A 26,581-nucleotide genomic window follows, 5' to 3' on the forward strand; every position below is an offset into this window, starting at 1 on the left:
GGGGTGGGCTGCGCAGGGATGGTTAGCGCGTCCTGGGAGGCGCTTTCGATCAAGCGCCGAAGCGTGTTGGCTTCGTCCGAGGCGTCGCCGGCCAACAACGCCAGCGCTTCATGTCTGCGTGACAGGCCGATCAGTAAGGTCGCTTGCAGAATCCGCAGGTCCGCGGGGTCGCTCACCAGGTGGGGCAGGGCGCTGCGAATGGTTTCGACCTGTTCGACAAAACCGTGATTGACCGCCGCCAGGCCGGTCTCGCAGACAATGCGACACACATCGCGCTCAAGGACCTTCATATTTTTTGAATGATCCCTGAAAGCATGTCCTTGACCGCTTTCATCACCGCACTTTGATAAGTGACGAAGGTTGAATATTGCTGAATCGCAAACTGCGCCTGGAGCATCCGCGCCGGGTCGTTCATGTCGGCGGCGGTCAGCTTTGACTGGACCTCATTGCCGGCCTTTTCGACCATTTGCGAGAGCTGGTTATTGACGGTTTCGATGTCCATGATCCGTTATCCCGCATGGCTGATGGCTGGAGTGAGGGTGGCTTGGGCTCGCAGGCGATACTGGGTGGGATTGCACAGATAACGCTTGCGGAAGCTTTCGGTGAAATGCCCGTGATTGGAGAAACCGCATTCAAGGGCGATGTCCAGTACCCGCATCGGGGTGGACAGGAGCAATTCACGGGCGCGGGTCAGTCGATGCTCCAGGAGCCAGCGTTTTGCGGAAAGGCCGTATTTTTCCTGGAACAACAGATTGAACTTGCGTAGCGGCATGTTGAATTCCAGTGCATAGCGAGCAACCGACCACTGATTCAGGGCGTGGGTTTCGATGAACTCATAGAACGGCTCGTCTCCGGTCATGATGTGTTGCAACAGGGCAGAGAAATAGCGCCGGTCCACGCCCAGGCAATAGATATAGGCAAAGCGCAGCAATGTATCGGGGGTTCCCTTGGCCAGCAGTTCAAGCACGCCGATCACGTCATCCTGCGCCTTCACCATGCGGATGGGCGCCCGCCAGAACAGGGTGCCGTGGGTGACACCGAGCAAGTCCACTACATCGGCGTACAGGTGCTTGAAGTCGGCGGGGTAGAAGTCGAAGTACTGGAGGTCGCTGTTGGTACTGCAAGGCGCTGCTTCGCTGCTCGCCACGACGACGGAGTTTGGCGGTATGAGTTGTACTGTGCCGTCGACATGTACCTTGCCGCCGTACTTTCCGAATAGAAGTCGTACTGCCCGCATCGGTCCTCCCGTCCTGGATCACTGTCTGAGTGAGCACCATGGTCACGCGAGTACTGGAAAATATGCATCAGGTGATTACCTGAAAGATAAGACCCGGAGTACGTCAAATTCATCAGGGATTGACTAAATATGTAAGGCGTTGACGCTTCGGTAAAAAAAGGAATGTTTGAAGGGAATTCAGAAGAGTGGAAATGGGTGGGTTGTATTATCAGGCTGTCACTGTGAAAGGAAGTTCAGGATTCATGGCTTTCTATTCGTGGTGATAAACGAAGCCTGGTGATGTATCGGCGAACCATTATTCAGTAGATGGGTCGCCAATGTATTGGCCATGGTCGAGATTAATACCATTGGGAATACGCATATGAATATGGTCGTAACAGCAACCACTCCAAACAGCCCCCTGGAGGGCATGCGTCCAACACCACAGTCCGTTGCCAATCCTCAATCCATGTTCAGTAACGGCTTGATGAGCATGCAGAACATCATGTTGCAACTAACTCAGTCGGGTAACGACCTGTTTGCACAGATGAACAAGAAGTCCGAAATTGCTCGCGATGCGCAAGAGATGGCTAATCAGGTTGAGGCCGTTATGTCCAGGCTGGTAAAGCCAGGGGATAAGTTGGCGCTGCCGGAGAGTACGGTGGCTTATATGCGCGCCAATAATATTCTGGTGGACGGCAAGACCATTGATGAGTTCATGGGAGAGCGCTCAGGGGCGCAGGCAAGCCTTGAGACACTGATGGCCAAGATTGCCGCATCCGGCCCCGAGGGCATGGAAACCCGCTCCTGGCAGGAAGTGATCACCTACATGGACAAGAACGGCATAACCGTTGAAGGCAAGAAGGCGTCCGACTATGTCTGGGGGCTGCCGGAAGTCAATTTCCAGAGCGGTAAAAAGGTCAGCCTGGAGCATATGAACAGCATTCGCCAGGCGCTTGAAGACTCCATGGCTTTCGATAAGGGCGACTTGATGATGGTCAAGTCCTCCCTCGAATCGGTGGCTGGACGGGCAACGGACTTCAACCAGCAAAGCCAGCTGAAGTTGCAACAAGTCATGCAGAACTTCAGCACCTCCAACCAATTGACACAAAGCATGCAAAGCATGTTGGCTGAAATGACCAAGGGCACCGCATCGGCTATTCGTTGACCTCAAGTACGCAATAATCCTGGCAACAAATAATCGGCAAAAAAGTAAAACGTCATCGACTTTTATAAGTATTGGTGTCGGTGGCGGGCTAATCTGGTTTTGTCCTGAGGGAGTGGCGAATGGACCATGTGGAAAAACTCAAAACCATGCTGGTGGAACTGGGGAGAAATAAGTCGGTATTTAGCCGGCAAACCCAGGAGTTGGAAAAGCTGCAGTTGGAAGTTTCCGAGCTTCAACGGCGTGCGGATGTCGATCCAGACGCCAGGAAGAAGCTGAACAAGTTGAATGACTATATGAATCGCGAGGGAAATGATTCCCAGCGTCGACTTGTCGAGAAAATGGCGAAATCCGAAGCAAGCCTGAAAAAGGTTGGAGAGCAACTGCATGCGTTGTCCACTCTTCAACAAGACTCGTCAGAAAAAGAAGTACCCGCGGTAAAAAACAACCTGCTGAAAAAACTCAGTCGAAACTTTGCTTGAATCCTTTGGAGAAAACACGATGGATCCTATTGTAAATAAATTTACTCCGGTCAACTCCCTGGGCTCCGTGCAGCCAACCCCGCAGTCGATCGTGAATTCGCAATCGATGTTCAGCAATGGCCTTCAGACCATGCAAAACATCATGTTGCAGTTGACTCAATCGGGTAATGATCTGTTCGCACAGATGAACAAGAAGTCCGAAATCGCTCGTGATGCACAAGAGAAGGCCAACCTGGTGGAAGGGGTCATGGCCAAGCTGGACAAGCCGGAAAGCAAGGGTGAGCTGCCGCCAAGTGTCATTGACTACATGAAGGCCAACAACATCCTGGTCGATGGCAAGACTATCGACGAGTTCATGGAGGGGAAGGGCGGCAAGCTCGATAAGGGCGACCTGATGATGGTCAAGTCTTCGTTGGAAACCGTGGCGGGACGGGCCACCGACTTCAACCAGCAAAGCCAGTTGAAGCTGCAGCAAGTGATGCAGAACTACAGCACCTCCAACCAACTGACGCAAAGCATGCAAAGCATGCTCGCTGAAATGACCAAGGGTACCGCCTCGGCTATCCGCTGATTGGATAACGCGCTGGCCACCCGGTTTTCCGTCGTGGCCAGCCATGGAGGGTAATTGCCTTGCCGCCCCCTGTAACAGCGACAGGGAGAGGGGGGCAGATAAATTGGTTGTTATTGCAAGGAGTCCTCATGACACAACCTATTTGCAGTGCCGGTCAGGACGACCACGAAGTGCTTCGGCACTTCTTTGCGCGTGGTGGCTCGATTCGCATGTTGGCTGATATCACGCAAGGCGATATCGACAAGCTATATGCCTACGCGACGCAGCTGTTCCACACCGGCGATATGCACGCCGCGCGCAATGTTTACTCCTTGCTGGTGCGCATCGACCACTGGAACTTTGAGTGCTGGTTGGCGCTGGGGCTGTGCAATCAGCGCCTGGGCCTGCATGAAGAGGCGGTCAGCAGTTTCGGCCGGGCCGGGATGATCAATGTGGATGATCCACGTTCCGCCTATTTCGCAGGTATTAGCCATAGCCTTCTGGGGCAGATCGAGTGTGCCCGCAAAGCCTTCAATGCCGCGATCAAATGGTGCAACCAACAACCTGAACATGAGGTCATTCAGCACAGTGCCGCGCAGTTGCTGGCTCATTGTGCGGTGGAGGTATCGGCATGAGCATCACCTTGAATCTGCGCCCGCTGGCGGCGCCGCAAACCGAACAGATACTGGTCCCGGACACCCCGAGCATATCCCCGGAGGCGCGAACAGGGGCCCGTGGTTCGCGCGATCCATCGAGTGTATTCGGTGATATCAGCCAGCAGCATTCGCGGGTCAATACGCCGCCGCCACCGAAAGTCCAGGTGTCGCAGCTTGAGGCAATGAAGGCCCTGGATCGGATCTTTGCGAATGTTCCGCTGAAGAACGAAAGCGCTACGCCGATCAGCCTCAAGGATCTCGAAAAGATTCCGATGGACTCGATCATGTTGGCCTCGACACTCCTGTCCAGCGAAATCCTCGGCAGTACCGCCATGGCCAAGTCCAAGGCCCTGGCGATCATGACGGACAAGCAGGAGAGGGTGCGTCAGCAAGAGGTTGCCGACTTCCGCGAGCAGATGGACAAAGCCATCGAACAGCAGGAGAAAGCCAAGAAGGCAGGCATCTTCGGCGTGATCTTCGATTGGGTCATCGCTGCCGTTGAAATTGTCACCGGGGTGGCGAAGATCATCGGTGGGGCACTGACCGGTAACGTCATGACGGCTGCCGGCGGAGCGATGGACTTGATGGCGGGGCTCGCTGGTGTGGTCAAGGCGGCAGCCAACACCATGGCCCTGATCGATCCCGACAATGCCGAGAAGTACAAGGCGATCGCCGATGTCGCCGGCAAGATCCAACTGGGTTTTGAAATTGCCGGGGCCGTGATCGATATCACCAGCGCCGCGCGCAATATGTTGATGACCAAGGTGATTCCGAAAGTCGCCGGCACGGTTCTCAAGGAGGGTGCCGAACAGGCCCTGGTGGCCGGTATCAAGGCTGGGAGCAAAGGCGCAATCGACCAGACCGCGAAGATGGTCGGCAAGGAAGTGGCATCGCAGGTTTCCGCTCAAATTGCCCAGAGCCTGGGCAAGGCTGCGATGGAAGCGACGAAGACGGCGGGCAAGGAAGCGGCGCAGAAGATCGTGCAGCAGCTTGGTGTAAACCGGATGTTGGAGAAGTTTTCCCAGGAGGCCATCGAACAGTTGGTGACCAACGCGGTGAAAAAAGTCGGACACGGCGCGATCGACAAAGGCGTGGAAATGACTGCCAAGGAAGTGACCAAGGCCGTGACCAAAGAGATCAATCGCGAAGTGCTGCAAGTTGCGCTCAAGGCTTCGACCTATACCGCAGTCAACGTCACGCGCAGCGCGGTGGCCGGCGCCAGCCAGATCACCTCTGGAGCACTGGCGGTGGACCGCGCCAGGCTGCAGAAAGAGATCAGCCAACTGATGCTCGATCAGCAATGGCTGCAGTCGCTTTTCACTTTCTATAAAGACGAAAAAGACGCCGCCATGAAGCGGATTGGCGAACTGATCGAAGGACAATCCCAAGTTGTCCAGGACGGCAGCAAGGCCATCGCACAAGCCGGTGCGGTGCAAGTGCAGATTGCCTCGGCAATGGTTTGATACCAGGAGAAGAAAGATGACCACTACAGTGAATACTCAAGCGTTGGCCGCTTCTTTGCCCGTGCAGGATGCAGCGGATACCCGGACCGTCGACATAGGGGACAACGCATTCACCCGCATCAACGAAATCATTATGTTGATGAAGAAAATGAACATCGAGATGCGCGATACCTTGCGCGGATTTCACGATGACATGCAGAAGAATGCCTTCGACAAACAACTCAAGGCGCTGGAAACCAAACAGGACGCGATTGAATCGACTTTCAAGGCGGCGATGACAGGTGCGATCGGGCAAATTGTGTCTGGCGTCGTGAGTTTTGGTGGTTCCTTGACCGGAAGCCAGCTGGCGTCGTCGGCAACCACTGGACTGGGCAAAGCTACCGAGGGACTTGGCGGCGTTGCGGCGGCAGGCGTCAGTCGTGACGCGCAACAAGCTCAATTACTCGGAGAGTTCCAAGCCAACGCCGCGGAAAACTTCGCGAAAAACGTGGCGGCCACCGCCGATCGTGCCGCCGAGGCGTCCCGACAATTACGCGATGCAACCCGTGAACTGGTCGGCCTCTATGAGCGGATGGCCAATGCCGTGCAGATGAGGACGAAGTGAGATGCCTGCTCTCCAATCCATTGATCCGGTCACGCTATTTCTCAAGCTGCAAGGGTTGCAGCCAGAAGTCGCCTATTTTGAAAAAAGCGATTTTGTCGTGGGGTGGCAGGTTCACTTGGGAGATTTCGAACTGGTCTACCGGTTTGAAGACAATACCTTGACGGTGTGCAGCTTCACCGCCATCGAAGGGGCCAAGGGAACGAGCGGAGCGGTTTCCCAGTTCATCTTTTTGATCCACCGGATCGAGCGCTATGTCAAAGAGCTTTATTCGGTGCGAGGACGATTCATCAATAGTATTGCCAACTCGGAAATCAATCAGGTTCGTGAGCGGCTGGCGAATGTATTGATGGCCAAAGGTGCATCCTGGCAAGAGATCGATGGAGAGTCCTGGTTGGTTTATCCACTCGCTTCGAAGATGGCATAGCCGTATTAGCATTGAACAAGAGGAAGGGCACTTGAGTGTGCCCTTCACATTTGCTTGTCCCGATGTTCACCCCCTGGAAATCAACGACCCACTGCAGGTGAGGCGGCTGGCCGACTCGGCAACCGTTGATGCTTGCTGACAGTACTCTGACAGCTGTAAGTGCATTGGTTGGGAAAATTCCTACACGTCTCTGAGAACCTCCCTGCTTATCCCTGAGCTATCCATCAGCAGAATGCCTGTCCCTGGCTCCATGGCAATGGCAGACGAACGATGACCTCCCTGCGTATTCTGGTTTTAGAAAAACACTCGGCTCAGCGCAGTGCCGTGGTCGCTGCGCTGCAGCAACTGGGTGTTTTCGATATTTTGCAGGCCAGCAGCGGAGAACAGGCGCTAGCCTTGATGCAACGCCAGGGCCAGGTGGATGTGGCTCTGTGCGACCTGGCCCACATGGGCATGGACTGCCTGGATTTCCTCAACTGCGTGGGCCAGCTGTCGATGGTCCGGGCAGTGATTCTCTACTGCGAGTTTCAACCACAGTTGCGCCGGGCCATCGAACAGATGGCCTCGTTTTCCGGGGTGGAACTGCTGGGAACCCTGAGTACGCCGATACAGGCCAAGGCCCTGCAAAAGATCCTGCAGCGTTACCAGCACCAATGCCAGGCGGCGGCAGCGGCGCCTGTGCCAGTGACGAGCTTGCCCAACGAAGAAGACATTCGCCGCGGGCTGGCCCTGGGCGAGTTCCGCGCGTTCTTCCAGCCCAAGTTTTTCCTGGCCAATGGTCAGGTGGCCGGGGCTGAAGTCCTGGCGCGCTGGCAGCACCCGTCGAAGGGCTTGCTGCTGCCCAGGGATTTTCTCGCGGCCGTGCTGGCCTACGACCTGATCGACGAGATGTTCAAGCAATTGCTGGAACAGGGCCTGAGCCTGCTGGGCATGTTGCAGCGGGGCGGGCGCCCGCTGGAGATGTCGTTCAACCTGCATGCATCGCAACTGTTGGAGGCGGGGCTGACCGACCATATTCGCCAGGCGCTCAAGCGCCATCGGGTATCGGCTGCGGCCCTGACCTTCGAATTGGCGGAGAACGGTCTGCTGGAGATCCAGCCGAGGATTCAGGAGAGCCTGCTGCGTTTGCGGGTCATGGGCTGCGGGCTGTCGATCGATGATTTCGCCGTGGGTTTTTCCTCGCTGAAACTGCTCTGCCAATTACCTTTCAGCGAGATCAAGCTGGACGGTGAATTTGTCCGCAGCATCCACGAGCCGCGCAGTAAAGCGGTGATTGCCAGCACGGTGGCCTTGGCCCGCTCACTGAGTATGTCCCTGGTGATCGAAGGGGTGAGCAATCAGCAAGAGTGCTACGCACTGATCAATATGGGATGTGAAGTAGGTCAGGGTTTTTACTACGCCCAGCCCATGTCTTCCCATGAGCTGTTAACGTGGCTGCGGGCACCCACCATCGCCGGGCAGGAAGAGGGTTAGCCAGCGCTGCGCGGGTGAGGAAAACACACGAAGCGCCGCTTTGTAAAAGCTCATATATGCTAAAAGCCGTAGCGGGATATCAGGCGTTATCCGTGGAGTGCCGTGATCCCTTCCCGACTCGATTCCCGTTCCCCCATTTCCAGAGGCTCCTATGCTCAAAGCCGTGATTGTGGACGATCACCCGTTCATTCGTTCGACCGTGAGGATGATCCTCAAGCAGGAGCAGTACGAGGTCGTGGCGGAGACCGACAATGGCGCCTCGGCCGTCCAGCTGACCCGCGAACATCAGCCCAACCTGGTGCTGCTGGATATCTCCATGCCGGGGGTCGACGGCCTGGATGCCCTCAACCGCATCTCGGCGTTGAAGCTGCCGGTGAAGGTCCTGGTCCTGACGTCCTTGTCCCCGGTGTTCTTTTCGATACGCTGCATGCGGGCGGGGGCCGCCGGCTACGTGTCGAAGGCCGATGACCTGGACGAACTGGTGAAGGCCATCAACGCCATCAAGTCCGGCTATACCTTCTTCCCCGACCTGACCCTGAACTCGGTCCGCAGGGGGGACGTGGAAGCCTCGGAACAGGCGTTGATCGAGAGCCTTTCCGACCGGGAACTGTCGATCCTGCAGCAACTGGCCAAAGGCTTGAGCAACAAGCAGATCGGTGACGATTTGCTCCTGAGCAACAAGACCATCAGCACCTACAAGGCCCGGCTGATCGAGAAGCTCAATGTGAGCTCGCTGGTGCACCTGGCGGAACTGGCCAAGCGTAATAACCTGATCTGATGAAGTCTTCACTGCGCTTGTGCCTGGCCCTGCTGGTGCTGCTGTCGCCGGTATTCGTGGTGGCCCACGCCGCTGATGAGGCCGAGGCGGAAACCCTGCAATTGCTCGGGCGCTCCAGTCTGGGTGAACACCAGGTCGAGCTGGCCGAGGCGGACTGGAGCTGGTTGCGCAAAAAAGGCACCTTGTACCTGGGGATTTCGGCGCCGGATTACCCGCCCTTCGACGTGACCGGCACCGGTCGCGATTACGAAGGGTTGACCGCCGATTACGTGGGGCTGCTGGCGCAGCTGCTGCATGTCCAGGTGCAGGTGCGTCGCTTCCCGTCCAGGGCCGATGTGATCCGTGCGTTGAAAGACGGTGAAGTCGACCTGCTGGGCACCGCCAACGGCTTCGAAGAGACCGACCCCGAGCTGGTGATGTCGGCCGCCTATGCCGACGATCAACCGATGATCGTCACCCGTAGCGACGAAGGCGCTTCGTTTACCGGGGACATGGCGGGGAAAAAGATCTCCATGCTGTACCACTACCTGCCGCCGCAGAGTGTCAGCCGCGCCTATCCCGATGCCGAGCTGCAACTCTACCCTTCGACGTTGAGCGCGATCGGCGCCGTGGCCTTCGGCAAGGCCGACGCCTACCTCGGCGATGCCATCAGCGCCAACTACCTGATCGGCATGAACTACCTGAACAACGTCCAGCTCAGCGACTTCTCGCGGCTGGAGGGCAGCCGCTTTGCCTTTGCCTTGTCCGCCCGCAACACCCGGCTGCTGGGCATCACCAATGCCGCCATCGCGGCGATTCCCATCGGCGAGCGCATGGCCATCCTGCGGCGCTGGGGGGCCTCCGAGATGAATATCCCGGGGCAGAATCGCCTGCACCTCACGCCCAAGGAGCAGCGCTGGCTGGAACAGCACCCCAGGGTCACGGTGGCGGCGATGGAGAACTTCCTGCCGCTGTCGTTCTTCGACAAGAAAGGCGCCCTGCGCGGCGTCAGCGCCGACGTGCTGGCCAAGGTCAGCCTGCGCACCGGCTTGAAGTTCGACATGGTGCGCGGCACCTCGATGGCCCGGCAGATCGACAACCTGCAGGCCGGCAAGGTCGATCTGCTGGCCGCCTTGACCCCGAGTGCCGAGCGGGAAGGGCATATGCGCTTCACCCGGCCTTATCTGTCGACACCTTATGTATTGATCACCCGCATCGGTCCGCAGAGCCCGGCGACCCTGGATGACATGGCCGGCAAACGCCTGGCGATCATTCGCGGCATGTTCCTCACCGACTACATTGCCAGCCGTTTTGCGCAGGTGCAGATCGTCTATGCGGACAATGCGGCCCAGGTCATGGCGATGGTCGCCAAGGGCGAGGTCGATGCCGGCGCCAACTCCCTGCTCAGCGCGCGCTACATGATTTCCCGGCAGTATCGGGACCGCTTGCAGGTCACCAGCACCGTGGGCATCGAGCCCGCCCGGTTCGCCTTCGTCACCAAGCGCGGCGACCTGGAACTGTACGCCATCCTGGAAAAGGCCCTGCTGAGCATCTCGCCGGAAGAAATGGCCGAGATCACCAATCGCTGGCGCAGCGAGGTGGTGATCGACGACACCTTCTGGCTGCGCAATCGCGACGCGATCGTCCAGGGCTTCTTTATCGCCGGTGTGTTGCTGCTGCTGGCGTTCGTCTGGATCGCCTACCTGCGCCGCTTGATCCATCGGCGCGAAGTGGCCGAGCGGGCGCTGAACAACCAGCTGGAGTTCATGCGGGTGCTGATCGACGGCACGCCGCATCCGATCTACGTGCGTGACCTCGAAGCGCGCATGGTGATCTGCAACTCCAGTTACCTCGAGGTCCTGGGCCTGAGCAACGACGAGGTGCTGGGTAAACGCATCACTGAAAGCGTGTTTGCCGACAGCGCCGAAGCCGCTGCCTACCACGACGAGTATCTGCAGGTGCTGCGCGACGATGTGTCGAAAGTCCAGGATCGCGCGCTGGTCCTGCCCGATGGTCGCCATCTGACGATCTATCACTGGATGCTGCCGTACAAGGACAGCGAAGGGACCATCACCGGCATGATCGCCGGCTGGATCGATGTCAGCGAGCGCGAGCAACTGCTGGGCATGGTCCAGGAAGCCAACCGGGCCAAGACCACCTTCCTGGCGACCATGAGCCATGAAATCCGCACGCCGCTGAACGCGGTGATCGGCATGCTCGAACTGGCCCTGAAAAAGTCCGACCAGGGCGTGCTCGACCGCTTTGCCATCGAGGTCGCGTCGGGGGCCGCCCACGGCCTGCTGGACCTGATAGGCGACATCCTCGACATCGCCCGCATCGAGTCCGGCAAACTGTCCCTGACCCCGGGCCGCGCCAACCTCAGGGAACTGGTCAGGTCGGTGGCGCGGATCTTCGAGGGCCTGGCGGAGCAGAAACAGCTGAAGCTGGAGCTGACGCTGGATGCCCGCGCCGATTGCGATGTGTCGATCGACCCGCTGCGTTTAAAGCAGGTCATTTCCAACCTGGTCAGCAACGCCATCAAGTTCACCGCCGAAGGCGAGGTGCGCCTGTTCCTGGAAGTGCTGGAAGACACCTCCGGCGAGCCGCTGTCGATACGGCTGCGGGTGGAGGACAGTGGCCAGGGCATTTCCATCGAGGACCAGCAGCGCCTGTTCAGCCCCTTTACCCAGGCTAGCAACAACAACCAGTCCGGCCGCAGCGGCTCGGGCCTGGGGCTGGTCATCAGCCGCACCCTCTGCGAAATGATGGGCGGGCAACTGCACTTGCACAGCGTGCTGGGGCAGGGCACGCAGATCGAAGTACTGCTGCAGATGCCGGTCCTCGAGCCGCTGCCCCCTGAAGCAGCCTCTGCGACTGAAGCCTCGCTCCAGCAGCCACTGAAGATTCTGGTGGTCGACGACTACCCGGCCAACCGCCTGCTGCTGTCCAAGCAGCTGGGCTACCTGGGCCACGAGATGGTCGAGGCCCAGGACGGTGCCCATGGCTTGCGCGCCTGGCGCAAGCAGCGTTTCGATGTGGTGATCACCGACTGCAATATGCCGATCATGAACGGCTATGCCCTGTCGCGCGCGATCCGTGCCGAGGAAGCGGACCGGCGCCTGGCGCCGTGCCTGATCATCGGCTTTACCGCCAACGCGCAACCGGATGAAAAGACCCGGTGCCTGGAGGCGGGCATGGACGACTGCCTGTTCAAGCCCATCAGCCTGGAGTCGCTCAAGCAGCGCCTGGACCGGTTCGAGCCGGTCGTCGTGGCGGTGCCGGCGGATCAGGCCGCCGAGGAGCAGGCCGACGACATCGACTTCGCCGCCCTGGAAAAACTGGTCCGCGGCGATCAGGCAGCGATGCGCGAGCTGCTGAACGACCTGGCGCTGAGCAACCAGCAGGACATGGCCCGGCTGGCCGAAGATTGCTCCACCCAGGACGGGCAGGAACTCTCCGACCTGGCGCACAAGGTCAAGGGCGGCGCGCGCATCGTCAAGGCGCGACGCCTGATCCTGGCCTGCGAGCAGCTGGAGGCGGCCTGTGAAGCGAAGGCAGACGGGCAGGCCCTGCAGCGGGCGGGTGCTGCGTTGAAAGAGGAAATGTCCGCGCTGGCGATGGTGTTGGACACTTACTCCGGGGCCATCTAGACCCACTAAGGCGCAGAACCGGGCGTTAGCCTGGGGCTTCTCGCACAGTTAAGTGACAGGGCCGCAATCGCCCGGAGTCTCGAAACTTCCTAGTTTAAAATCGCACTGTATACAAGGTTGCGCAGAGGAACGTGCAATGTGTTGGTTTCAATACGATGCTCTGGGATCTTATTCCGTGCCACTTCAGGCCTCCGGAAATTTCCTACAAAGACTTGGGCTGATTCGAGTACTGCCACGCTTGGCCCTTGCTTATTCTGGTTCCCGGGTAATAGAGAACAAGCTAACGAGATGAACAGCCTTGAGCTCACTGCCTGTCTTTATCCTTGTATTTTATTAATAGGTAAATGTGATGAACTTTCCTAAGAAGGTAATGTTGGGTTCTGTGTTGTTGCTGGGCGCTACCAGTGTGCTTGCAGATAATGCGGATCTGCGTGTTATTGGTACTATTGCACCAAGTGCTTGTACTCCGGTTTTTACGGGTGGTGCAACTGTTAACTATGGTGCCATTCCTCCCGCTTCTCTGGGCCAAACTACCGAGACCACTTTGGCTGCGCGGGACGTTGCTTACACCATTACTTGTAATGCTCCTCTTGTGATTTCTACAACCTGGCGCGATGCTCGGGCAGGTACAGCTACAACAGGAGCGGCGCCGGCTATTAACTATTTTGGCCTCGGCCAGCATGATGGCACTAACATCGGTCGCTATCAGATCGCCAACGTCGTTGCTGGTACTACCGCAGATGGTAATGCTGTCGATGTAATCCAGAAAAATACTGCGACTGGTCCTTGGATTCTTTCCAATCTCGGTACAGTCGCGAATGATGGAATTCGACAGTACTCCTACGCACCGGTTGGTACATTGGTGCCGGGGGCTTACTCGACATATGCCGGAACAATTCGTGTGACTTCGGTAATTACACCGACTCAAAACCTCAATATGAACACTGAAGTCACTCTTGATGGTCTCTCCACTATGACCGTTAACTACCTGTAATACGGTATTTATATTGCGCTCCACTTGGGGCGCAATATGATCTTTCGTTTTTTCTTCGCTTGTCCTTTGTTTTCTTACTTGTCTCTCTTGACCCCCAAGGGGCAGTGCGCTTTCAATTTACTGGAGGATTATTTTTCATATTTTCGATAAGACCAAACTGCTCTTTCTCGTCATGTTGGTCCCTATCAGCCCGATGTCCCAGGCTGCCGGCATGGTGCCCGAGTCTACCGTGGTATTGGTCAATGTCGCCTATGGCGAAGGCACCATGAATGTCACCAACAGCGATGACAAAGCCATGTTGCTCTACACCTCGCTGGAGAACCTGCCGGAAGATCAGGACAGCCTGCTGGTGGTCAGCCCACCCGTGGCCCGGGTCGAGGCCGGGGAAAAGCAACTGGTGCGTTTTATCGTCCAGTCTGAGCAACCTATTACTACCCAACGACTCAAGCGCGTGACCTTCGAGGGCATCCCGCAATCCGACCCCGCTGCCAAGGCGAAGATCGGCGTCACCGTGCGCCAGAAAGGAAATGCCCGCGGTGGCAACAGGGTTGAACGTCTACAACGGGTCACTTGAGAGCCGTTGACGCGGAGGAATAGTTGCAGTGACAGGGCCGTAACGGCCCGAGTCTTTATTCCTCCTTTATCCAGTTTCTTTCTTCTTGTTTTTCGTCAACTGCTTGGGAAATTTCCTACATCCCCTTGGGCTACTTCATATTCGTCTGCATGAGTGATCTCGTTACCCTGAGCCCAGGTCATAGATGCAAGGCAGATACAACGTTGCGTTTTGCTCTAGTAGCCTTTCTTTGAGGTTCTTAATACGGATGATTAGCCATGAGCTTCCCTAAGAAAACACTGCTGGGTTCTTTGCTACTGCTAAGCGCGACTAGTGCATTTGCTGTCGATACCGCCGATCTGCGGGTGATTGGTACTATCGCACCCACTGCCTGTACGCCAACTTTTGCAGGTGGTGGCACTATTAACTACGGCTTGATTCCTGGTGCCTCGTTGAGCGCAACTGCCGAGACTGCACTTGCCGTCAGAACCATTAGCTATACCATTACGTGTAATGCTCCTATTAGAATTGGTATGTCGTGGACTGACAGTCGCCGGGATAGTACTGTCAGGGCTCCATATAATGGGCTTGGAAAACACATGGGGGCTAATATCGGGTTTTTCCTTATGACACCCGTTCCTGCCGGGACTACCGCAGATGGGGCTTCGGTAGATCTTATTAGTAGAACCAATGATACTGCGGCCTGGGTACTTGCGAGTGCTATTAGCCCTATAGTGCCTGACGGCGTACGCACTCACAGCTATGCTCCAAAGGGAACGCTGGTTCCAGGCGCCTATAGTAACTATGCAGGCACTATCAATGTTCTTTCAGTTATTGCCCCTACCAGCACGCTGGATATGACCCGCTCGGTTACCCTGGATGGTCTGACGACCATGATAGTTCGTTACTTGTAACGATGGATAGTATTGCGCCTACAGGTGTGGGCGTAATTCTAAAAATATAAGTGTCCTATGGATTGGTCTGTTTTTTTCTTGTCAATTGTTAATGAAAGATGGCTTGTCAATCTTTAGTGGTTTTGGGGCTTTTCTTTAAGTCGCATCTCTTTCGATAAGGAAGAAAATATTATCTGCTGGGCAATTTTTTCGCTCCCTCTCGACGCACACGCCGGATAAATATCGGCACTCTTAGGTCGATGCGATTTAATAAAGTCGGTTGAGCCGCTCTAAGGTGTCACCTGATCTTCCTTTGTCTAATTCGCTCTGGAAGTGATTTTTATATAATTAAAGTTGCGTGAGAAATTTCCTACATGATTGTGGGCTGATTCATCTGTTTTTAAGGTTTCATCTCTTTAAACTTAAGGTGATGTTGTTGGTGTTGCTTGCCTTGGTAGTGGATTTTTTTGTGTGGGGCAGCGCGATAGTTATTAGGTGGTTGAATTTTTTGCGAGGGTTTATCTATGAAGTATTCATATAAAATTGGCTTGTGTTCCTTGGCTGCATTTGTGTTAGTTGCATTAAGTAATATTTCCCATGCGGCAGGCATGGTGCCCGAATCCACCGTGGTATTGGTCAATGTCGCCGATGGCGAAGGCACCATGAATGTCACCAACAGCGATGACAAAGCCATGTTGCTCTACACCTCGCTGGAGAACCTACCGGAAGATCAGGACAGCCTGCTGGTGGTCAGCCCGCCCGTGGCCCGGGTCGAGGCCGGGGAAAAGCAACTGGTGCGTTTTATCGTCCAGTCGGAGCAACCGATTACCACCCAACGACTCAAGCGCGTGACCTTCGAGGGCATCCCGCAATCCGATCCCGCTGCCAAGGCGAAGATCGGCGTCACCGTGCGCCAGAACCTGCCGGTGCTGATCAGCCCCGGGGATCTGCCGAAGAAGCAGGACCCCTGGACCTTGCTGGAGTGGAGCCTCAACGGTCGCGACCTGGCGGTGAAGAACGACAGCCGTTACGTGGTGCGCCTCAACCAGGCATTCAGCGTGATGCCGGCCGACCTCAAGCTGGAACTGCCTGCCAGTTACATCCTGCCGGGGCAGACCCACCACTTCGAGCTGCCCGCCGGCACCACCCTGAGCGCTGACGCCAAGGTGCGGATCTACCCGGTCACCACCTACGGCTTCACCACCCCGCCTTTCGATGCGCCACTGAAGAAGCAGTGATCCCGTTCCGACCTTCCAAGTGGTACAGCCCATGACTTTGCAACCGACGATGGCGCACTCCCGCCGAGGGAGTGCGCGGAAATTCCCTGCGCCGATGCCGGCCTTCCGGGTCAAGCCCTTGTTGCTGATGATCGCCGGCCTGATCGCCTGCGGCGCGCAGGTGGCCAAGGCCGCAGCGCCTGCCTCGCCCGGCGGCACGGCACCCACGGACGCAGCGGCCTCGGCGTCGTTCGACCAGGGTATGTTGAAAAGCCTTGGCCTCGATCCGAAGGTGGCGGAGTTTTTCAGCCAGGCACCGCGCTTTACCGAAGGCCGTCGCCGGGTGGGCCTGCAGGTCAACGGCAGCCCGCGCGGCAGCGTCGACGCGCGGTTCGATGCCGAGGGCGCGTTGTGTTTCGACCGGGCGCTTATGGATCAGGCCAACCTGCGGGTGCCCGCGGACGAGTACCGGCTGAGCCAGGGGCAACCCCCGGCGGACAGCAACTGCTACGACTTTGCAGCGGCCTACCCACAGACCGAAGTAGAACTGCGGCCGAACCGCGAAGAGGTAGCCCTGCTGGTCAGCAGCGACGCCCTGCGCCCGATCGGTGAAGACCTGGGCATCTATCAGGGCGGCGGCAGCGCCGGGCTATTCAACTATGAAGTACTGGGGCAGAACAACCAGTTTTCCGGTGGGCGCAACAGCTATTACGCAGCCAATACCGAGTTGGGTTTCAACGCCGGTGACTGGATTGTGCGCAGCCGTCAGGCGTACTCGATGCAGAACGAGGTGAGCAACTTCCAGTCGCTCTACACCTATGCGCAGAAAACCTTCGTGCCGCTGAAGTCGACCCTGCAGGCGGGGCAGATCAATATTAGCAACTCGGTGTTCCAGGGCGCGGCGATCACCGGCGTACAGGTGGTCCCGGAGGCGGCGCTGCAAGGTCGCGGGCTCGGCGGCGCCACTGTCGAGGGTATTGCCCAGAGTTCGGCGCGGGTGGAAGTGCGCCAGGCCGGTGCGCTGATTCACACCAGCCTGGTGCCTGCCGGGCCGTTCAGCCTGCCCAACGTGCAATTGTTGAACGGGCGCACGGACCTGGATGTACGGGTCATCGAAGCGGATGGCTCGCAGCGCAGCTTTACCATTCCAGCAGCCTCCCTGTCCCAGGTTGCGCTGACCGCACCAGGTTATTCGGTGGCCGCCGGTAAGGTCCGGACCTTCGATACCCCGGACATGCAGTCGCCAATTGTAGTGACCGGCACCGGCGGCTGGCTGTTGAACCCCAGTAATAAAGTGTCGACCGGGCTGATGCTCAGCGACAACGACTATCGCGCGGCGGCCTGGACCCTGGATTCGAGCCTGACCCCCAGCACGGTGATGAGCGTGCAAAACACCTTCTCCAATGCTGGCGAGGAGGGCAAGAGCGGCACCCAGGCGAGCATCTCGCTCAACACCAGCCTGACCGAGAGGCTCAGCGCCGGGGTCAACGCCACCCGCCAGACCGAGGGTTATCGCGACCTGCTCGACACCACCCGCGAACAGACCCCTGGCTATACCGATGGCCTGAGCCAACAGCAGTACGGTGTTTCCCTGGGCTGGAACGACGATGTGCTGGGGGCCTTGGCTACCAGTTACTCGACCGGGACCACCTTTGACGGCCGTACCACCCGCCATCTGAATGCTTCCTGGGTGAAAACCTTCAAGCATGCGACGGTCAGCCTGAACGTCGAGCGCTCCCTGGGCGGCAATCGTGACCAGGATGAGTTTTTCCGTGGAGGTCGCTCTTCCAGCGACAACGGCAACGCCATGTACCTCACGGTCAGCGTGCCCCTGGGCGGCAAGCGCAATGTGCGGGCCTACGCCAACAAGCGCGACGGCAGCACCCGTTTTGGCACCACCTACGATGACAACAGCAATGATTTCGCCACCTATCGCCTGAGCGCCGAGCGTGACACCGAGCGCAAGGAACAGGACTTCTCCGGCAACCTCAACCTGATGCCGCGTTATGCCCAGGTCAACCTCGGTTATGCGCGCAATGGCGCCGACAGCACCAGCTACAGCGGCCAGTTGCGGGGTGGTGTGGCCGTGCATGAAAACGGCGTGACCCTGTCGCCCTATGCACTGAGCGACACCTTCGGCGTGGCCAAGGTCGGCGATGTCGGCGGCGTCAAGCTGACCACCCCGAGCGGCCCGGTCTGGACCGACCCCTGGGGCAATGCGGTGATCCCGCAGCTCAATGCCTACCAGAACACCCGGGTGGAAATCGAGACCAAGAGCCTGCCGCGCAACGTGGATATCCAGAACGGTTTCAAGTCGGTGTCGGCCGGCCGCGGCTCGGTACAGAAACTCGACTTCCCGGTGGTCAAGTCGCGTCGCGCCTTGCTGCGGGTGACCGACGCCGCCGGCCAGCCGATGAGCAAGGGCCTGGCGGTATTCGATGCCAAGGGCAACTTCGTCACCACGGTGGTGGATGACGGCAAGGTGTTCCTGACCAACGGGCAACTGAGCGAAGCCCTGAACATTCACACCACGGAGAGCACCTCCTGCGCGATCCATTTCAGCCTCCCGCAAGAGCCGGATCTGGATGTGTATTTCGAAACAGCCAAGGCCACTTGCACGGCCAGCTGATTGCCGACCCCATGCCGGGGCGAGGAACGAGTATGAAAACTTCCCTGTTAAGCCTGAGGGCGCTCGCGCTCGGAACGCTGTTGATCGGCGCGACCCTGGCGAGCGAGCAAGCCTTGGCCGATGACTGCCGGATCAACCTGAGCCAGTCACAGATGGACTTCGGACAGGTCATGCCGCCCAGTACCAACGCCGCCCTGAATGCCGGCAACCTGCATTCCCTGGGGAATCGGGTCATCAGCCTCAACGCCAGCTGCCCGCAACCTTCGAAGTTGCTGCTGGTGCTGCGGGGCGAGCAGCTCGGCGCGGACTTCAAGTTCGCCAAGCAGGGGCAGACCCGCGTGGCCTTGAGCAATGCCTTGCTTGACGGACGCAGTGTCGACCTGGCGCAGGTCAAGGCGCCTGGCGCGGCGGCGGGCGCCTACAGCCCATCGATCACCGTGGTGCCGGGAGACATGATCATCCCGGTCAGCGGTGGCTTGCCGGCGACGGGTTCGGTGCTGTCGCTGCAAGTGGAAATCCAGCCGGTGGTGCCGGTCGCGGAGCTGCGTACCCGCGAGGCCAAGACCCTGGAGGCCAATTTGTCGTTCGAGGTAAGGGCTTACTGAGAACGGTACGAGCCGCGCTGTTCCAGGGCGAGTGAAGGCCAGGAGCGGGCGCGGTGGTTTCAAGCGTAAGGGGCAGCCCCAAAGGCTGATCGTGGTTTCTCAACAAGGGCAAACGCTTTAGCCAACTTTGCAATTTGAGGATTGCGATGGGGGTTGCTGCGTGCCGAATAAAATAAGGACTGTTTTATGTCTTCCAAGTCGAAGTGCTGTCTGGTCAGTGTTGTCGGGGGGATGGCCCTTGAAGTCATGACGCTGGGGCAGGCTCATGCCGTTATCTTGCCGGGCCTGGTACTGGATGGGGTGACCATCGATGTGACCGGGAACAACTTCCCCGGGGTGCGCGATGGCGGGAATGATTTCCCGATCAGCATCCGCGACAGCGTCATTAGCGCCAACGGCCAGTTCAGCCACGGGGTGGTGTTGTCGGGGGCCAACAGCTCGGTGCTGGCCAACGATTCGACGGTGTCGACCCTGGGCGATGCCAGCCATGGTTTCAGCTTCGCCGGTGCGAACCAGACGGGGGTGTTGAACCGTACCGGGGTGAGCACGGCGGGCGACAACTCCTTTGTCTTGAACCTGGGGCAGGGCGCCCAGGTGCAGGTGACCGATGTGAACCTGCAGACCCTGGGGCGGTTCTCCTCGGCGGCCGACCTGTCGGGCGCCAGCCAGCTCAGTGCCAGCGGCAGCCGTTTCCAGACCGCTGGCGACAATGCCCATGGCCTGTACCTGCTGGGTACCGATACCCGCCAGCGCGCGCTGGCCACCCTCACCGACAGCGACATCCGCACCGGCGGCGACAACGCCATCGGGGTCAACGTCAACGGCAATGCCACGGCGACCCTGGAGGACAGCAGGATTGTTACCAGCGGTGCGAATGCCTATGGCGTCTGGGTGCCGCATGCCGACAGCCAGTTGCTGGCGCGCAACCTGAGCATCGAGACCCAGGGCGACAACGCCATTGGCGTCTTCACCCAACTGGGCGGCAAGGCCAGCCTCGACGGTGGTCGCGTGCACACCCAGGGGAGCCAGGCGTATGCCCTGTATGCCGGCAACGTTTCGGCCATCGAGGCGCGCAATCTGTCGCTGCAGGTCGGGGCCAACAGCGTCGGGGCCTTTGCCTCCGACCGTTCGCAGATCACGCTCGAGAACGTCGACCTGAGCAGCGACCAGACGGCGATCGGCCTGGCGGCCTATTCCGGCTCGACCATCGCGGCCGCCGATTCCTCGATCACCCTCAGCGGTAGCGGGGCGCGGGCGGCCCAGGCCAATAACGGCGGGACCTTGCGCCTGGACAACCTGGACATCGCGGCCACTGGCGCCGACAGCATCGGCTTGCAGTCATTGGCCAGCGCCGGCGTCGGCAACACCTTCGAGGTGCAGAACACCCGCCTCGACGTAGCCAACGGCCGGGCCATCAGCGTCCAGGGCGGCAGCGCGCGGATCGACCTGAGTGGCTCGACCCTGAGCGCGGACACCCTGTTGGCGGTGGATCAGCGGACCCTCGCCGATGGCCGCGTGCTCGACAGCGAAGATGTGCTGGTCACGGCCCGCCAGTCGAGCCTGAGCGGCGCCATCCAGGCCAACGCGCACAATTCGCAACTGCTGCTGGAGGATGGCTCCAGCCTGACTGGCACGGCCCATGGCTTGAATGTACTGACACTCAAGCAAAGCGCCTGGGACATGACCGGCAGTTCGCAGATCGGGCAGTTGAACCTCGATCAAGGGCAGGTGCGCTTCAGCGGTCCTGCGCACAGCGTGCTGGCCATCGACGGCGACCTCACCGGCAACGGCACCTTCATGATGAACAGTGACCTGGCCAGTGAGCAGGGCGACCTGATCAGGGTCGGCGGTTCGATCGAAGGCGCCCATACCCTGGTGGTGGAAGACTCCGGCCACGAACCGGCGGCGGCCAACGGCAAGCTGATGCTGGTGGATGGCAACGGCGGCGCGGGGCGCTTCAGCCTGTACGGCGAGCATGTGGACGCCGGCGCTTTCCGCTACACCCTGGAGCAGCGGGCGGATGACTGGTATCTGGTGAACACCGCCGGTGTGACGCCGGTCGATCCTCCGATTGATCCTCCGGTTGACCCGGTCGAGCCCCCGGTCATTCCTCTGGACCCGGCCCCGGCGCATCTGTCGGCGGGGGCCAATGCCGCCATCGCCTCGCAGACCGCGGCCGCCACCTTGTGGAACGCGCAGATGAACACCCTGGTCAAGCGCCTGGGCGAGCTGCGCCTGGGCAAGGATGAAGGCGGCGTCTGGACCCGGGCCATCGGCAGTCGCTACAACCTCGCCGAGCATTCCAGCCGGGCCTTCAGCCAGGACAACACGGGGGTCGAGATCGGCGCGGACAAGGCGATCGGCCTGGCCAGCGGCAAGGTGTATGTCGGCGGCATGCTGGGGACCGCCAAGTCCGAGCTGAACTTCGGCGAGGGCGCGAGCGGGCAGATCGACAGCCGGATGCTGGGGGCCTACGCCACCTACCTGAACGACAACGGCGTGTATGTCGACAGCGTGCTCAAGTACAGCCGTTTCGACAACGACCTCAAGCTGCCGACCAACCTGGGCAACGCGGTCAAGGGCTCCTACAGCGCCAACGGCTACGGTGTCGATGTGGAAGTGGGCAAGCACATCAAGCTCAAGGATGGCTGGTTCGTCGAGCCGCAGGTCGAGCTCAGCGCCACCCGTACCACTGGCGCGAAATACACCGCGAGCAACGGCCTGCGGGTCGACTCGGCGGCCATGGATTCGTTGCAAAGCCGCGTTGGCTCGCTGTTCGGTCGCAGCCTGGAACTGGGTAATGGCATGCAGGCCCAGCCTTATGTCAAGGCCTCCTATGTCGCCGAACATGCCGGCGACAGCCATGTGCGGGTCAACGGCCACAAGCTCAAGTCAGAGTTGCCGGGTAATCGGGCCGAGCTGGGTGTTGGCGGGATCCTGCAAGTCAGCGAGCGCAGCAAGCTTTCCCTGGATGCCGAGTTTGCCAAGGGCAATGACATTGAGCAGCCATGGGGCGTGACGCTCGGTTATCGCTACCTCTGGTAAAAGGTGTTCCCTCCTTTGCCCAGCCTCGGCTGGGCTTTTTTTGCCTGGGGTTTTTAGCGCGTGGCGCTGCGGTTTATCCGCCTGGCATTGCTTGGGAAATTTCATACAGCAACGGAGGACGTTACCTCGGTTGTTTCCCGGGGCACTGACGCAACATGAGCTACAGCTCTTTTCGTGGGTGGGTCCCAATGCCTGTTTCTACTTTGCGTGTCATCGTCCTTGAAGATCATTCCTTCCAGCGCGCCATTGCCGTGAGCATGTTGCAGCAGATGGGCTGCACGCAGGTGTTCCAGGCCGCGGACGGGGTGCAGGCGATGGCGGTACTGAACGAGGTCGGCCCGGTGGACATCGCCCTGTGCGACCTGCGCATGGATGGCATGGACGGCCTGGAGTTCTTGCAGGCGGTCGGCCATTCGGGGCAGGTGGGCTCGGTGATCATCAGCAGCTCGCTGTCCGCCGACTTGCGGCGCACGGTGCGGCAGATCATTTCCCTGTTGAACCTGGAACTGCTCGGCGATATCGGCAAGCCGCTGCACTACGAAACCCTGGAGCGCCTGCTAAAAAAGCATTGCAGTGCGCCGCGTATCGCAACCCCGCCCGAACCGCCGGAGATCTTTCCGGATGAGGCGCAGGTACGCGAGGCCCTGGCGACTCACGAACTCTGCGGGTTCTTCCAGCCGAAATTCATCCTGGAAACGGGGGAGATCACCGGCGTCGAAGTGCTGGCCCGCTGGCGGCATGCCTCGGGCAAGGTACTGTCTCCGGCTTGTTTCCTGCCGGTCCTGGAGCGTTACGGCCTGCTCGACGAGCTGCTGAACCAGCAGTTGCACCAGGGGCTCGCGCTGCAACAGCAATTGCGCACGCTGGGGCATGACCTGAATTTCGCCTTCAATCTGCACGCCGGGCAATTGTCCAGCGGCACCCTCGCTTCACAGATCCGCGGCTTGCTCAGTGAGTACGGCGCGCGGGGTTCGAGCCTGACCTTGGAGCTGACCGAGAGCGGCCTGCTGCAAGCGCCGGAAACCAGCCTGGAGTGCCTGTATCGCTTGCGGATGATGGGTTGCCGATTGTCCATCGATGATTTTGGCACCGGCTTTTCCTCACTCCAGCGCCTGCTGCAGCTGCCCTTCAACGAAATCAAGCTGGATGCCGGGTTTGTCCAGGCGCTGACCCAGGAGCCGCGCTGCCATGCGGTGGTCAGCAGCACCCTGGCGCTGGGCGAAGCCCTGGGCATGGCGGTGGTGGTGGAGGGCATCGAGACCGACGAGCAACGCCAGCACCTGTTGAATATGGGGTGTAGCCAGGGGCAGGGGTATTGGTACGCCAGGCCCATGAGTGGCGGCGATCTGCTGCGCTGGCTCGAAGGCGGGCAACAGCGGAGCCTGCGCGCATGACCGACAAGAAACTGCGGATCCTGATCGCCGATGAGCGTCACGAGCAGTTGCTGCACATCGAGAAGCTGCTCAACCGCCTCGACTACTACCGCATCGCGCCCATCCGCACCTTCGATGAGCTGGTGTTGCTGACCAGCAGCGCCACCCAATCGTTCGACCTGCTGATCGTCAACAAGGCCCTGGGCGTGCCACATGGCATCGACATGCGGCAGTTCTGTCGCGCCCGTCCGCACATCCGCCATGCGCTGTTCTACGACAGCCCGGAGCCATCGCTGGAGTTGATGCTGCACAGCCCGGACCAGCCGGTGCGTGCCTGCCTGGCCGACCCCCCGGACGCCGGCTCGCTGAGCCTGCTGATGAGCATCATCGATCCACCGGCCCAGTGGGCCAGCCTCACCGCGTTGTCATGGTTGCGCGGGCCCGCCCAGCAGGCCCGATGAACCGGCAACAAGCCGTTGTGCATGGCCAGTGGGGGATGCGCAAATGGATTCGCGCCAGTCGAATTTATCGGTTTATCAAACGAGGCTTCATGAACGTGTTTATTCGTCCTTTTCAGCTGTTCGTTCCATTGTGTTTTTCCCTGGCCAGCCAGCACGCGGCCGGGGCTGACTGGACTTACCACGGCGCCCATGGCCCCACGCACTGGGGCATGTTGGGCAGCGAGCTGTGCGCCCAGGGCGCACAGCAGTCGCCCATCGATGTCGAGTTGAAAAAAGTTCACCCCCTTAGAGGCAGCGCCTCGGACTTGAAAATCAGCTACGGCGCGACGTCGCTCGACGTGGTCAACAATGGCCACAGCATTCAGGCCAACGTCGGTGATGGGGATACCGTCACGTTCAAGGGCCGTGAGTACCGCCTGGTCCAGTTCCACTTTCATACCCCCAGCGAGCACCAGATCGAGCATGTGTCGTATCCAATGGAAATGCACTTGGTCAACCAGGCCCCGGACGGCCATTTGCTGGTCATCGGGCTCATGGTCAAGGAAGGGCAAAACAACCGCGAGCTTGCCGCGTTGTGGAAGCGCCTTCCCGAGCGTGAAGGCCAGGCCGTGACCCTGAGTGCCAAGGACGCACCGGACCTCGGTTCCCTGGTGCCCGCTGCCAGCCATCATGTCTTCTACAAGGGCTCACTGACCACGCCGCCCTGCACGGAAGGGGTGCAGTGGGTTCTGTTCGAACAACCCATCGAGCTGTCGAAAGCCCAGATCCGGAAAATCCGCCAGTTGTTTCCCGACAACCACCGCCCGGCGCAGCCGCTCAATGAGCGCGAGGTGGACGAGGACTGAGTCCTTGGGAAATTTCATACAGGAACTCAGGCCGTTGCCTCGGTTGTTGGCCTGGGTGGTCACGCAAGATGAGGTACAGCTCTCCAGCGCTGGCCGATGGGTCAGACGCTGATTCGCTGAGCGTGCCGATGAGCGACATCGCTCCACCGGCCCAATAAATCATGAGTAGCAGTTGTGCATTGCCAATGGGCAATGCGCTTGTGGATTTCCATTGCCTCTCACTTGGGTGAAGAGGGCTGCAAGCATTAGTTGGCAGAGAACATCTGGAGAACTTTATGAGTACTAAGCATTCAAGTCGGCGAGCCATTTTCTGGGCCTCCCTGCTCACCGGCACGGTCTTGATCAGCGCCTGCGCCAGCGTCCCCGCGCCTGATGAACAGGTGTCCCTGGCACGCAATGCCCTGAGCCGTGCGGTATCCGCCGGAGCGACCCAGTACGCGCCGGTACAGATGAAGACCGCGCAGGACAAGACCATGTTGATGGACCGCGCGCTCGGCGAAAAAGACTTCGGCAAGGCCAAGGGCCTGGCCGAGCAGATCGCCGCGGATTCGGCACTGGCCGAGCGCATGGCGCGCACCGCGAAACTGCAGAAAGAACTGAAGGATGCCCAGACCGGTATCCAGGTCCTCAAGCAGGAAATGCTGCAGGCGCCTGATGCCGGGTTGAATCCAGACTCGCCGACCTTTTAACTGAGGAATTTTCCATGCGAACTTCATTGATTTTCCCTTCGATGTGCGTGTTCGCGCTGGTCCTGACCGGCTGCGCCGCCACCCCGGAAAACCCGCAACTGGTCGAGGCACGCAAGCTGTACTCGGACCTGCAGAGCAAGCCTGAGTCGAGCACCCTGGCCGCCCTGGAAACCCAGGACGCCTTTATCGCCCTGGGCAAGGCGGACCTGACGTCGGTACAGGATCGCCGCTCTCCCGAGATCGATCAGCTTGCCTACCTGGCCAAGCAAAAGATTGCCCTGGCCGAGCAGACCATCCTCGGGCGCAAGGCCGAGGCCGGCTTGAGCACCATCGACGTGCAGCGCACCCAGGTGCAACTGGATGTGCGTACCCAACAGCTCAAGGCCCTGCAGGCGATGAAAGCCAAGCAGACGCCACGCGGTGAAGTGGTCACCTTCGGCGACGTGCTGTTCGATACCGGCAAGGCCAGCCTCAAGCCCGGCAACCAGCGCAACGTCCAGCAACTGGCCGACTTCCTGCTCAACAACCCCGAGCGCAAGGTGCGCATCGAAGGCTTCACCGACAGCGTGGGCAGCGATGCCTTCAACCAGACGCTCTCCGAACGCCGCGCCGAAAGCGTGGCCTTCGCCCTGGAACGCCTGGGCGTGGACATGACTCGCATCAAGACCCAGGGCTACGGCAAGGAATATCCGGTGGCCGACGACGCCTCGGCACAGTCCCGCCAGTTGAACCGTCGGGTCGAGGTGATCATTTCCAACGGTGCCGCGGCGGTCGATAGCCGCGGGTAACTGCGCTGCTGGATCAAGGCGGTATCGCTTTCCCTTAAACGTTAGAGAT

The 26,581-nt window shown here is 59.4% G+C and carries 26 protein-coding genes; 22 read left to right on the plus strand and 4 right to left on the minus strand.

Annotated elements, in window-relative coordinates:
• From AC07Y9_RS23080 to AC07Y9_RS23090, 3 genes are all read right to left on the minus strand, one after another.
• A partial coding sequence (locus AC07Y9_RS23080; RefSeq protein WP_102681424.1) for an EscG/YscG/SsaH family type III secretion system needle protein co-chaperone occupies positions 1 to 290 on the minus strand: 290 nt, incomplete at its 3' end.
• Positions 287 to 502 carry a type III secretion system needle filament subunit SctF gene (gene sctF, locus AC07Y9_RS23085; protein WP_053280186.1) on the minus strand — a complete coding sequence of 72 codons (216 nt, stop codon included), beginning with the start codon at positions 500 to 502 and terminating at the stop codon, positions 287 to 289. The genes sctF and AC07Y9_RS23080, both read right to left, overlap by 4 nt.
• A 6-nt stretch (positions 503 to 508) precedes the next feature.
• Positions 509 to 1,237, minus strand: a complete 729-nt coding sequence (locus AC07Y9_RS23090) for a helix-turn-helix transcriptional regulator (protein ID WP_087091810.1) — start codon at positions 1,235 to 1,237, stop codon at positions 509 to 511.
• Between the two features lie 361 nt (positions 1,238 to 1,598).
• On the opposite strand from AC07Y9_RS23090, the gene AC07Y9_RS23095 reads away from it, so the two are divergent.
• From AC07Y9_RS23095 to AC07Y9_RS23155, 13 genes are all read left to right on the plus strand, one after another.
• The gene (locus AC07Y9_RS23095; RefSeq protein WP_158246004.1) at positions 1,599 to 2,384 is read left to right on the plus strand and encodes a secretion protein EspA; all 786 of its coding nucleotides are present in this window, start codon (positions 1,599 to 1,601) and stop codon (positions 2,382 to 2,384) included.
• Between the two features lie 119 nt (positions 2,385 to 2,503).
• The gene (locus AC07Y9_RS23100; protein WP_087091808.1) at positions 2,504 to 2,863 is read left to right on the plus strand and encodes a hypothetical protein; all 360 of its coding nucleotides are present in this window, start codon (positions 2,504 to 2,506) and stop codon (positions 2,861 to 2,863) included.
• Positions 2,864 to 2,882: 19 nt separating this feature from the next.
• Complete coding sequence (gene sseB / locus AC07Y9_RS23105; protein ID WP_081001567.1) at positions 2,883 to 3,434, plus strand: type III secretion system translocon protein SseB; 552 nt, start codon at positions 2,883 to 2,885, stop codon at positions 3,432 to 3,434.
• A gap of 128 nt (positions 3,435 to 3,562) precedes the next feature.
• Positions 3,563 to 4,048: a SycD/LcrH family type III secretion system chaperone gene (locus tag AC07Y9_RS23110; protein WP_087091807.1), complete on the plus strand. Its 486-nt coding sequence runs from the start codon at positions 3,563 to 3,565 to the stop codon at positions 4,046 to 4,048.
• Positions 4,045 to 5,532, plus strand: coding sequence for a type III secretion system translocon subunit SseC family protein (gene sctE / locus AC07Y9_RS23115; RefSeq protein WP_102681423.1), 1,488 nt, complete (start codon positions 4,045 to 4,047; stop codon positions 5,530 to 5,532). The genes AC07Y9_RS23110 and sctE overlap by 4 nt, the downstream gene beginning before the upstream one ends.
• A 16-nt stretch (positions 5,533 to 5,548) precedes the next feature.
• Complete coding sequence (gene sseD / locus AC07Y9_RS23120) at positions 5,549 to 6,136, plus strand: type III secretion system translocon protein SseD (protein ID WP_087091805.1); 588 nt, start codon at positions 5,549 to 5,551, stop codon at positions 6,134 to 6,136.
• 1 nt (position 6,137) lies between these two features.
• On the plus strand, positions 6,138 to 6,560 hold the full coding sequence (gene sseE, locus AC07Y9_RS23125) for a type III secretion system effector protein SseE (protein ID WP_087091804.1): 423 nt from the start codon (positions 6,138 to 6,140) through the stop codon (positions 6,558 to 6,560).
• A 270-nt stretch (positions 6,561 to 6,830) separates the two neighbouring features.
• Positions 6,831 to 8,033, plus strand: a complete 1,203-nt coding sequence (locus tag AC07Y9_RS23130; RefSeq protein WP_102681422.1) for an EAL domain-containing response regulator — start codon at positions 6,831 to 6,833, stop codon at positions 8,031 to 8,033.
• 151 nt (positions 8,034 to 8,184) lie between these two features.
• A complete protein-coding gene (locus tag AC07Y9_RS23135) occupies positions 8,185 to 8,811 on the plus strand; it encodes a response regulator transcription factor (protein ID WP_102681421.1) in 627 nt (208 codons plus the stop codon).
• Positions 8,811 to 12,440, plus strand: coding sequence for a transporter substrate-binding domain-containing protein (locus tag AC07Y9_RS23140; RefSeq protein ID WP_102681420.1), 3,630 nt, complete (start codon positions 8,811 to 8,813; stop codon positions 12,438 to 12,440). The genes AC07Y9_RS23135 and AC07Y9_RS23140 overlap by 1 nt, the downstream gene beginning before the upstream one ends.
• Positions 12,441 to 12,789: 349 nt before the next feature.
• Positions 12,790 to 13,434 (plus strand): DUF1120 domain-containing protein, encoded by a 645-nt coding sequence (locus tag AC07Y9_RS23145; protein WP_102681419.1) that lies wholly within the window; start codon positions 12,790 to 12,792, stop codon positions 13,432 to 13,434.
• Positions 13,435 to 13,645: 211 nt separating this feature from the next.
• Positions 13,646 to 14,008, plus strand: coding sequence for a fimbria/pilus periplasmic chaperone (locus AC07Y9_RS23150; protein WP_258538404.1), 363 nt, complete (start codon positions 13,646 to 13,648; stop codon positions 14,006 to 14,008).
• Positions 14,009 to 14,265: 257 nt separating this feature from the next.
• A complete protein-coding gene (locus AC07Y9_RS23155) occupies positions 14,266 to 14,901 on the plus strand; it encodes a DUF1120 domain-containing protein (RefSeq protein WP_081794179.1) in 636 nt (211 codons plus the stop codon).
• Positions 14,902 to 15,280: 379 nt separating this feature from the next.
• On the opposite strand, the gene AC07Y9_RS23160 is transcribed toward AC07Y9_RS23155, so the two are convergent.
• Complete coding sequence (locus AC07Y9_RS23160) at positions 15,281 to 15,490, minus strand: hypothetical protein (protein ID WP_173679822.1); 210 nt, start codon at positions 15,488 to 15,490, stop codon at positions 15,281 to 15,283.
• Between AC07Y9_RS23160 and AC07Y9_RS23165 the strand changes: the two genes are divergently transcribed.
• The 9 genes from AC07Y9_RS23165 to AC07Y9_RS23205 all read left to right on the plus strand — a co-directional run bounded on the left by AC07Y9_RS23165 (position 15,489) and on the right by AC07Y9_RS23205 (position 26,532).
• Complete coding sequence (locus tag AC07Y9_RS23165) at positions 15,489 to 16,118, plus strand: fimbria/pilus chaperone family protein (RefSeq protein WP_256581006.1); 630 nt, start codon at positions 15,489 to 15,491, stop codon at positions 16,116 to 16,118. The two genes, AC07Y9_RS23160 and AC07Y9_RS23165, sit on opposite strands and share 2 nt — an antisense overlap.
• Before the next feature lie 31 nt (positions 16,119 to 16,149).
• A complete protein-coding gene (locus AC07Y9_RS23170) occupies positions 16,150 to 18,726 on the plus strand; it encodes a fimbrial biogenesis usher protein (RefSeq protein ID WP_102681416.1) in 2,577 nt (858 codons plus the stop codon).
• A 32-nt stretch (positions 18,727 to 18,758) separates the two neighbouring features.
• Entirely contained in the window at positions 18,759 to 19,331 is a 573-nt protein-coding gene (locus AC07Y9_RS23175) for a DUF1120 domain-containing protein (RefSeq protein ID WP_102681415.1), read from the plus strand.
• A 186-nt stretch (positions 19,332 to 19,517) separates the two neighbouring features.
• On the plus strand, positions 19,518 to 22,376 hold the full coding sequence (locus AC07Y9_RS23180; RefSeq protein ID WP_102681414.1) for an autotransporter outer membrane beta-barrel domain-containing protein: 2,859 nt from the start codon (positions 19,518 to 19,520) through the stop codon (positions 22,374 to 22,376).
• Positions 22,377 to 22,564: 188 nt separating this feature from the next.
• Positions 22,565 to 23,770: an EAL domain-containing response regulator gene (locus tag AC07Y9_RS23185; RefSeq protein ID WP_102681413.1), complete on the plus strand. Its 1,206-nt coding sequence runs from the start codon at positions 22,565 to 22,567 to the stop codon at positions 23,768 to 23,770.
• The gene (locus tag AC07Y9_RS23190; RefSeq protein ID WP_102681412.1) at positions 23,767 to 24,210 is read left to right on the plus strand and encodes a hypothetical protein; all 444 of its coding nucleotides are present in this window, start codon (positions 23,767 to 23,769) and stop codon (positions 24,208 to 24,210) included. The genes AC07Y9_RS23185 and AC07Y9_RS23190 overlap by 4 nt, the downstream gene beginning before the upstream one ends.
• Before the next feature lie 89 nt (positions 24,211 to 24,299).
• On the plus strand, positions 24,300 to 25,055 hold the full coding sequence (locus AC07Y9_RS23195; protein ID WP_102681411.1) for a carbonic anhydrase: 756 nt from the start codon (positions 24,300 to 24,302) through the stop codon (positions 25,053 to 25,055).
• Between the two features lie 275 nt (positions 25,056 to 25,330).
• The gene (locus AC07Y9_RS23200; RefSeq protein ID WP_101338637.1) at positions 25,331 to 25,744 is read left to right on the plus strand and encodes a DUF4398 domain-containing protein; all 414 of its coding nucleotides are present in this window, start codon (positions 25,331 to 25,333) and stop codon (positions 25,742 to 25,744) included.
• 14 nt (positions 25,745 to 25,758) lie between these two features.
• Positions 25,759 to 26,532, plus strand: a complete 774-nt coding sequence (locus tag AC07Y9_RS23205) for an OmpA family protein (RefSeq protein ID WP_102681410.1) — start codon at positions 25,759 to 25,761, stop codon at positions 26,530 to 26,532.
• The last annotated feature ends 49 nt before the right edge of the window (positions 26,533 to 26,581 follow it).

The sequence above is a fragment of the Pseudomonas sp. GW456-L12 genome (genome assembly GCF_059424045.1).

Bases quoted from the DNA above. Each gene is read 5' to 3' on its own strand.
- sctF (WP_053280186.1), bottom strand. From the start codon at position 502: ATGGACATCGAAACCGTCAATAACCAGCTCTCGCAAATGGTCGAAAAG.
- AC07Y9_RS23090 (WP_087091810.1), bottom strand. From the start codon at position 1,237: ATGCGGGCAGTACGACTTCTATTCGGAAAGTACGGCGGCAAGGTACAT.
- AC07Y9_RS23095 (WP_158246004.1), top strand. From the start codon at position 1,599: ATGAATATGGTCGTAACAGCAACCACTCCAAACAGCCCCCTGGAGGGC.
- AC07Y9_RS23100 (WP_087091808.1), top strand. From the start codon at position 2,504: ATGGACCATGTGGAAAAACTCAAAACCATGCTGGTGGAACTGGGGAGA.
- sseB (WP_081001567.1), top strand. From the start codon at position 2,883: ATGGATCCTATTGTAAATAAATTTACTCCGGTCAACTCCCTGGGCTCC.
- AC07Y9_RS23110 (WP_087091807.1), top strand. From the start codon at position 3,563: ATGACACAACCTATTTGCAGTGCCGGTCAGGACGACCACGAAGTGCTT.
- sctE (WP_102681423.1), top strand. From the start codon at position 4,045: ATGAGCATCACCTTGAATCTGCGCCCGCTGGCGGCGCCGCAAACCGAA.
- sseD (WP_087091805.1), top strand. From the start codon at position 5,549: ATGACCACTACAGTGAATACTCAAGCGTTGGCCGCTTCTTTGCCCGTG.
- sseE (WP_087091804.1), top strand. From the start codon at position 6,138: ATGCCTGCTCTCCAATCCATTGATCCGGTCACGCTATTTCTCAAGCTG.
- AC07Y9_RS23130 (WP_102681422.1), top strand. From the start codon at position 6,831: ATGACCTCCCTGCGTATTCTGGTTTTAGAAAAACACTCGGCTCAGCGC.
- AC07Y9_RS23135 (WP_102681421.1), top strand. From the start codon at position 8,185: ATGCTCAAAGCCGTGATTGTGGACGATCACCCGTTCATTCGTTCGACC.
- AC07Y9_RS23140 (WP_102681420.1), top strand. From the start codon at position 8,811: ATGAAGTCTTCACTGCGCTTGTGCCTGGCCCTGCTGGTGCTGCTGTCG.
- AC07Y9_RS23145 (WP_102681419.1), top strand. From the start codon at position 12,790: ATGAACTTTCCTAAGAAGGTAATGTTGGGTTCTGTGTTGTTGCTGGGC.
- AC07Y9_RS23150 (WP_258538404.1), top strand. From the start codon at position 13,646: ATGGTGCCCGAGTCTACCGTGGTATTGGTCAATGTCGCCTATGGCGAA.
- AC07Y9_RS23155 (WP_081794179.1), top strand. From the start codon at position 14,266: ATGAGCTTCCCTAAGAAAACACTGCTGGGTTCTTTGCTACTGCTAAGC.
- AC07Y9_RS23165 (WP_256581006.1), top strand. From the start codon at position 15,489: ATGGTGCCCGAATCCACCGTGGTATTGGTCAATGTCGCCGATGGCGAA.
- AC07Y9_RS23160 (WP_173679822.1), bottom strand. From the start codon at position 15,490: ATGCCTGCCGCATGGGAAATATTACTTAATGCAACTAACACAAATGCA.
- AC07Y9_RS23170 (WP_102681416.1), top strand. From the start codon at position 16,150: ATGACTTTGCAACCGACGATGGCGCACTCCCGCCGAGGGAGTGCGCGG.
- AC07Y9_RS23175 (WP_102681415.1), top strand. From the start codon at position 18,759: ATGAAAACTTCCCTGTTAAGCCTGAGGGCGCTCGCGCTCGGAACGCTG.
- AC07Y9_RS23180 (WP_102681414.1), top strand. From the start codon at position 19,518: ATGTCTTCCAAGTCGAAGTGCTGTCTGGTCAGTGTTGTCGGGGGGATG.
- AC07Y9_RS23185 (WP_102681413.1), top strand. From the start codon at position 22,565: ATGCCTGTTTCTACTTTGCGTGTCATCGTCCTTGAAGATCATTCCTTC.
- AC07Y9_RS23190 (WP_102681412.1), top strand. From the start codon at position 23,767: ATGACCGACAAGAAACTGCGGATCCTGATCGCCGATGAGCGTCACGAG.
- AC07Y9_RS23195 (WP_102681411.1), top strand. From the start codon at position 24,300: ATGAACGTGTTTATTCGTCCTTTTCAGCTGTTCGTTCCATTGTGTTTT.
- AC07Y9_RS23200 (WP_101338637.1), top strand. From the start codon at position 25,331: ATGAGTACTAAGCATTCAAGTCGGCGAGCCATTTTCTGGGCCTCCCTG.
- AC07Y9_RS23205 (WP_102681410.1), top strand. From the start codon at position 25,759: ATGCGAACTTCATTGATTTTCCCTTCGATGTGCGTGTTCGCGCTGGTC.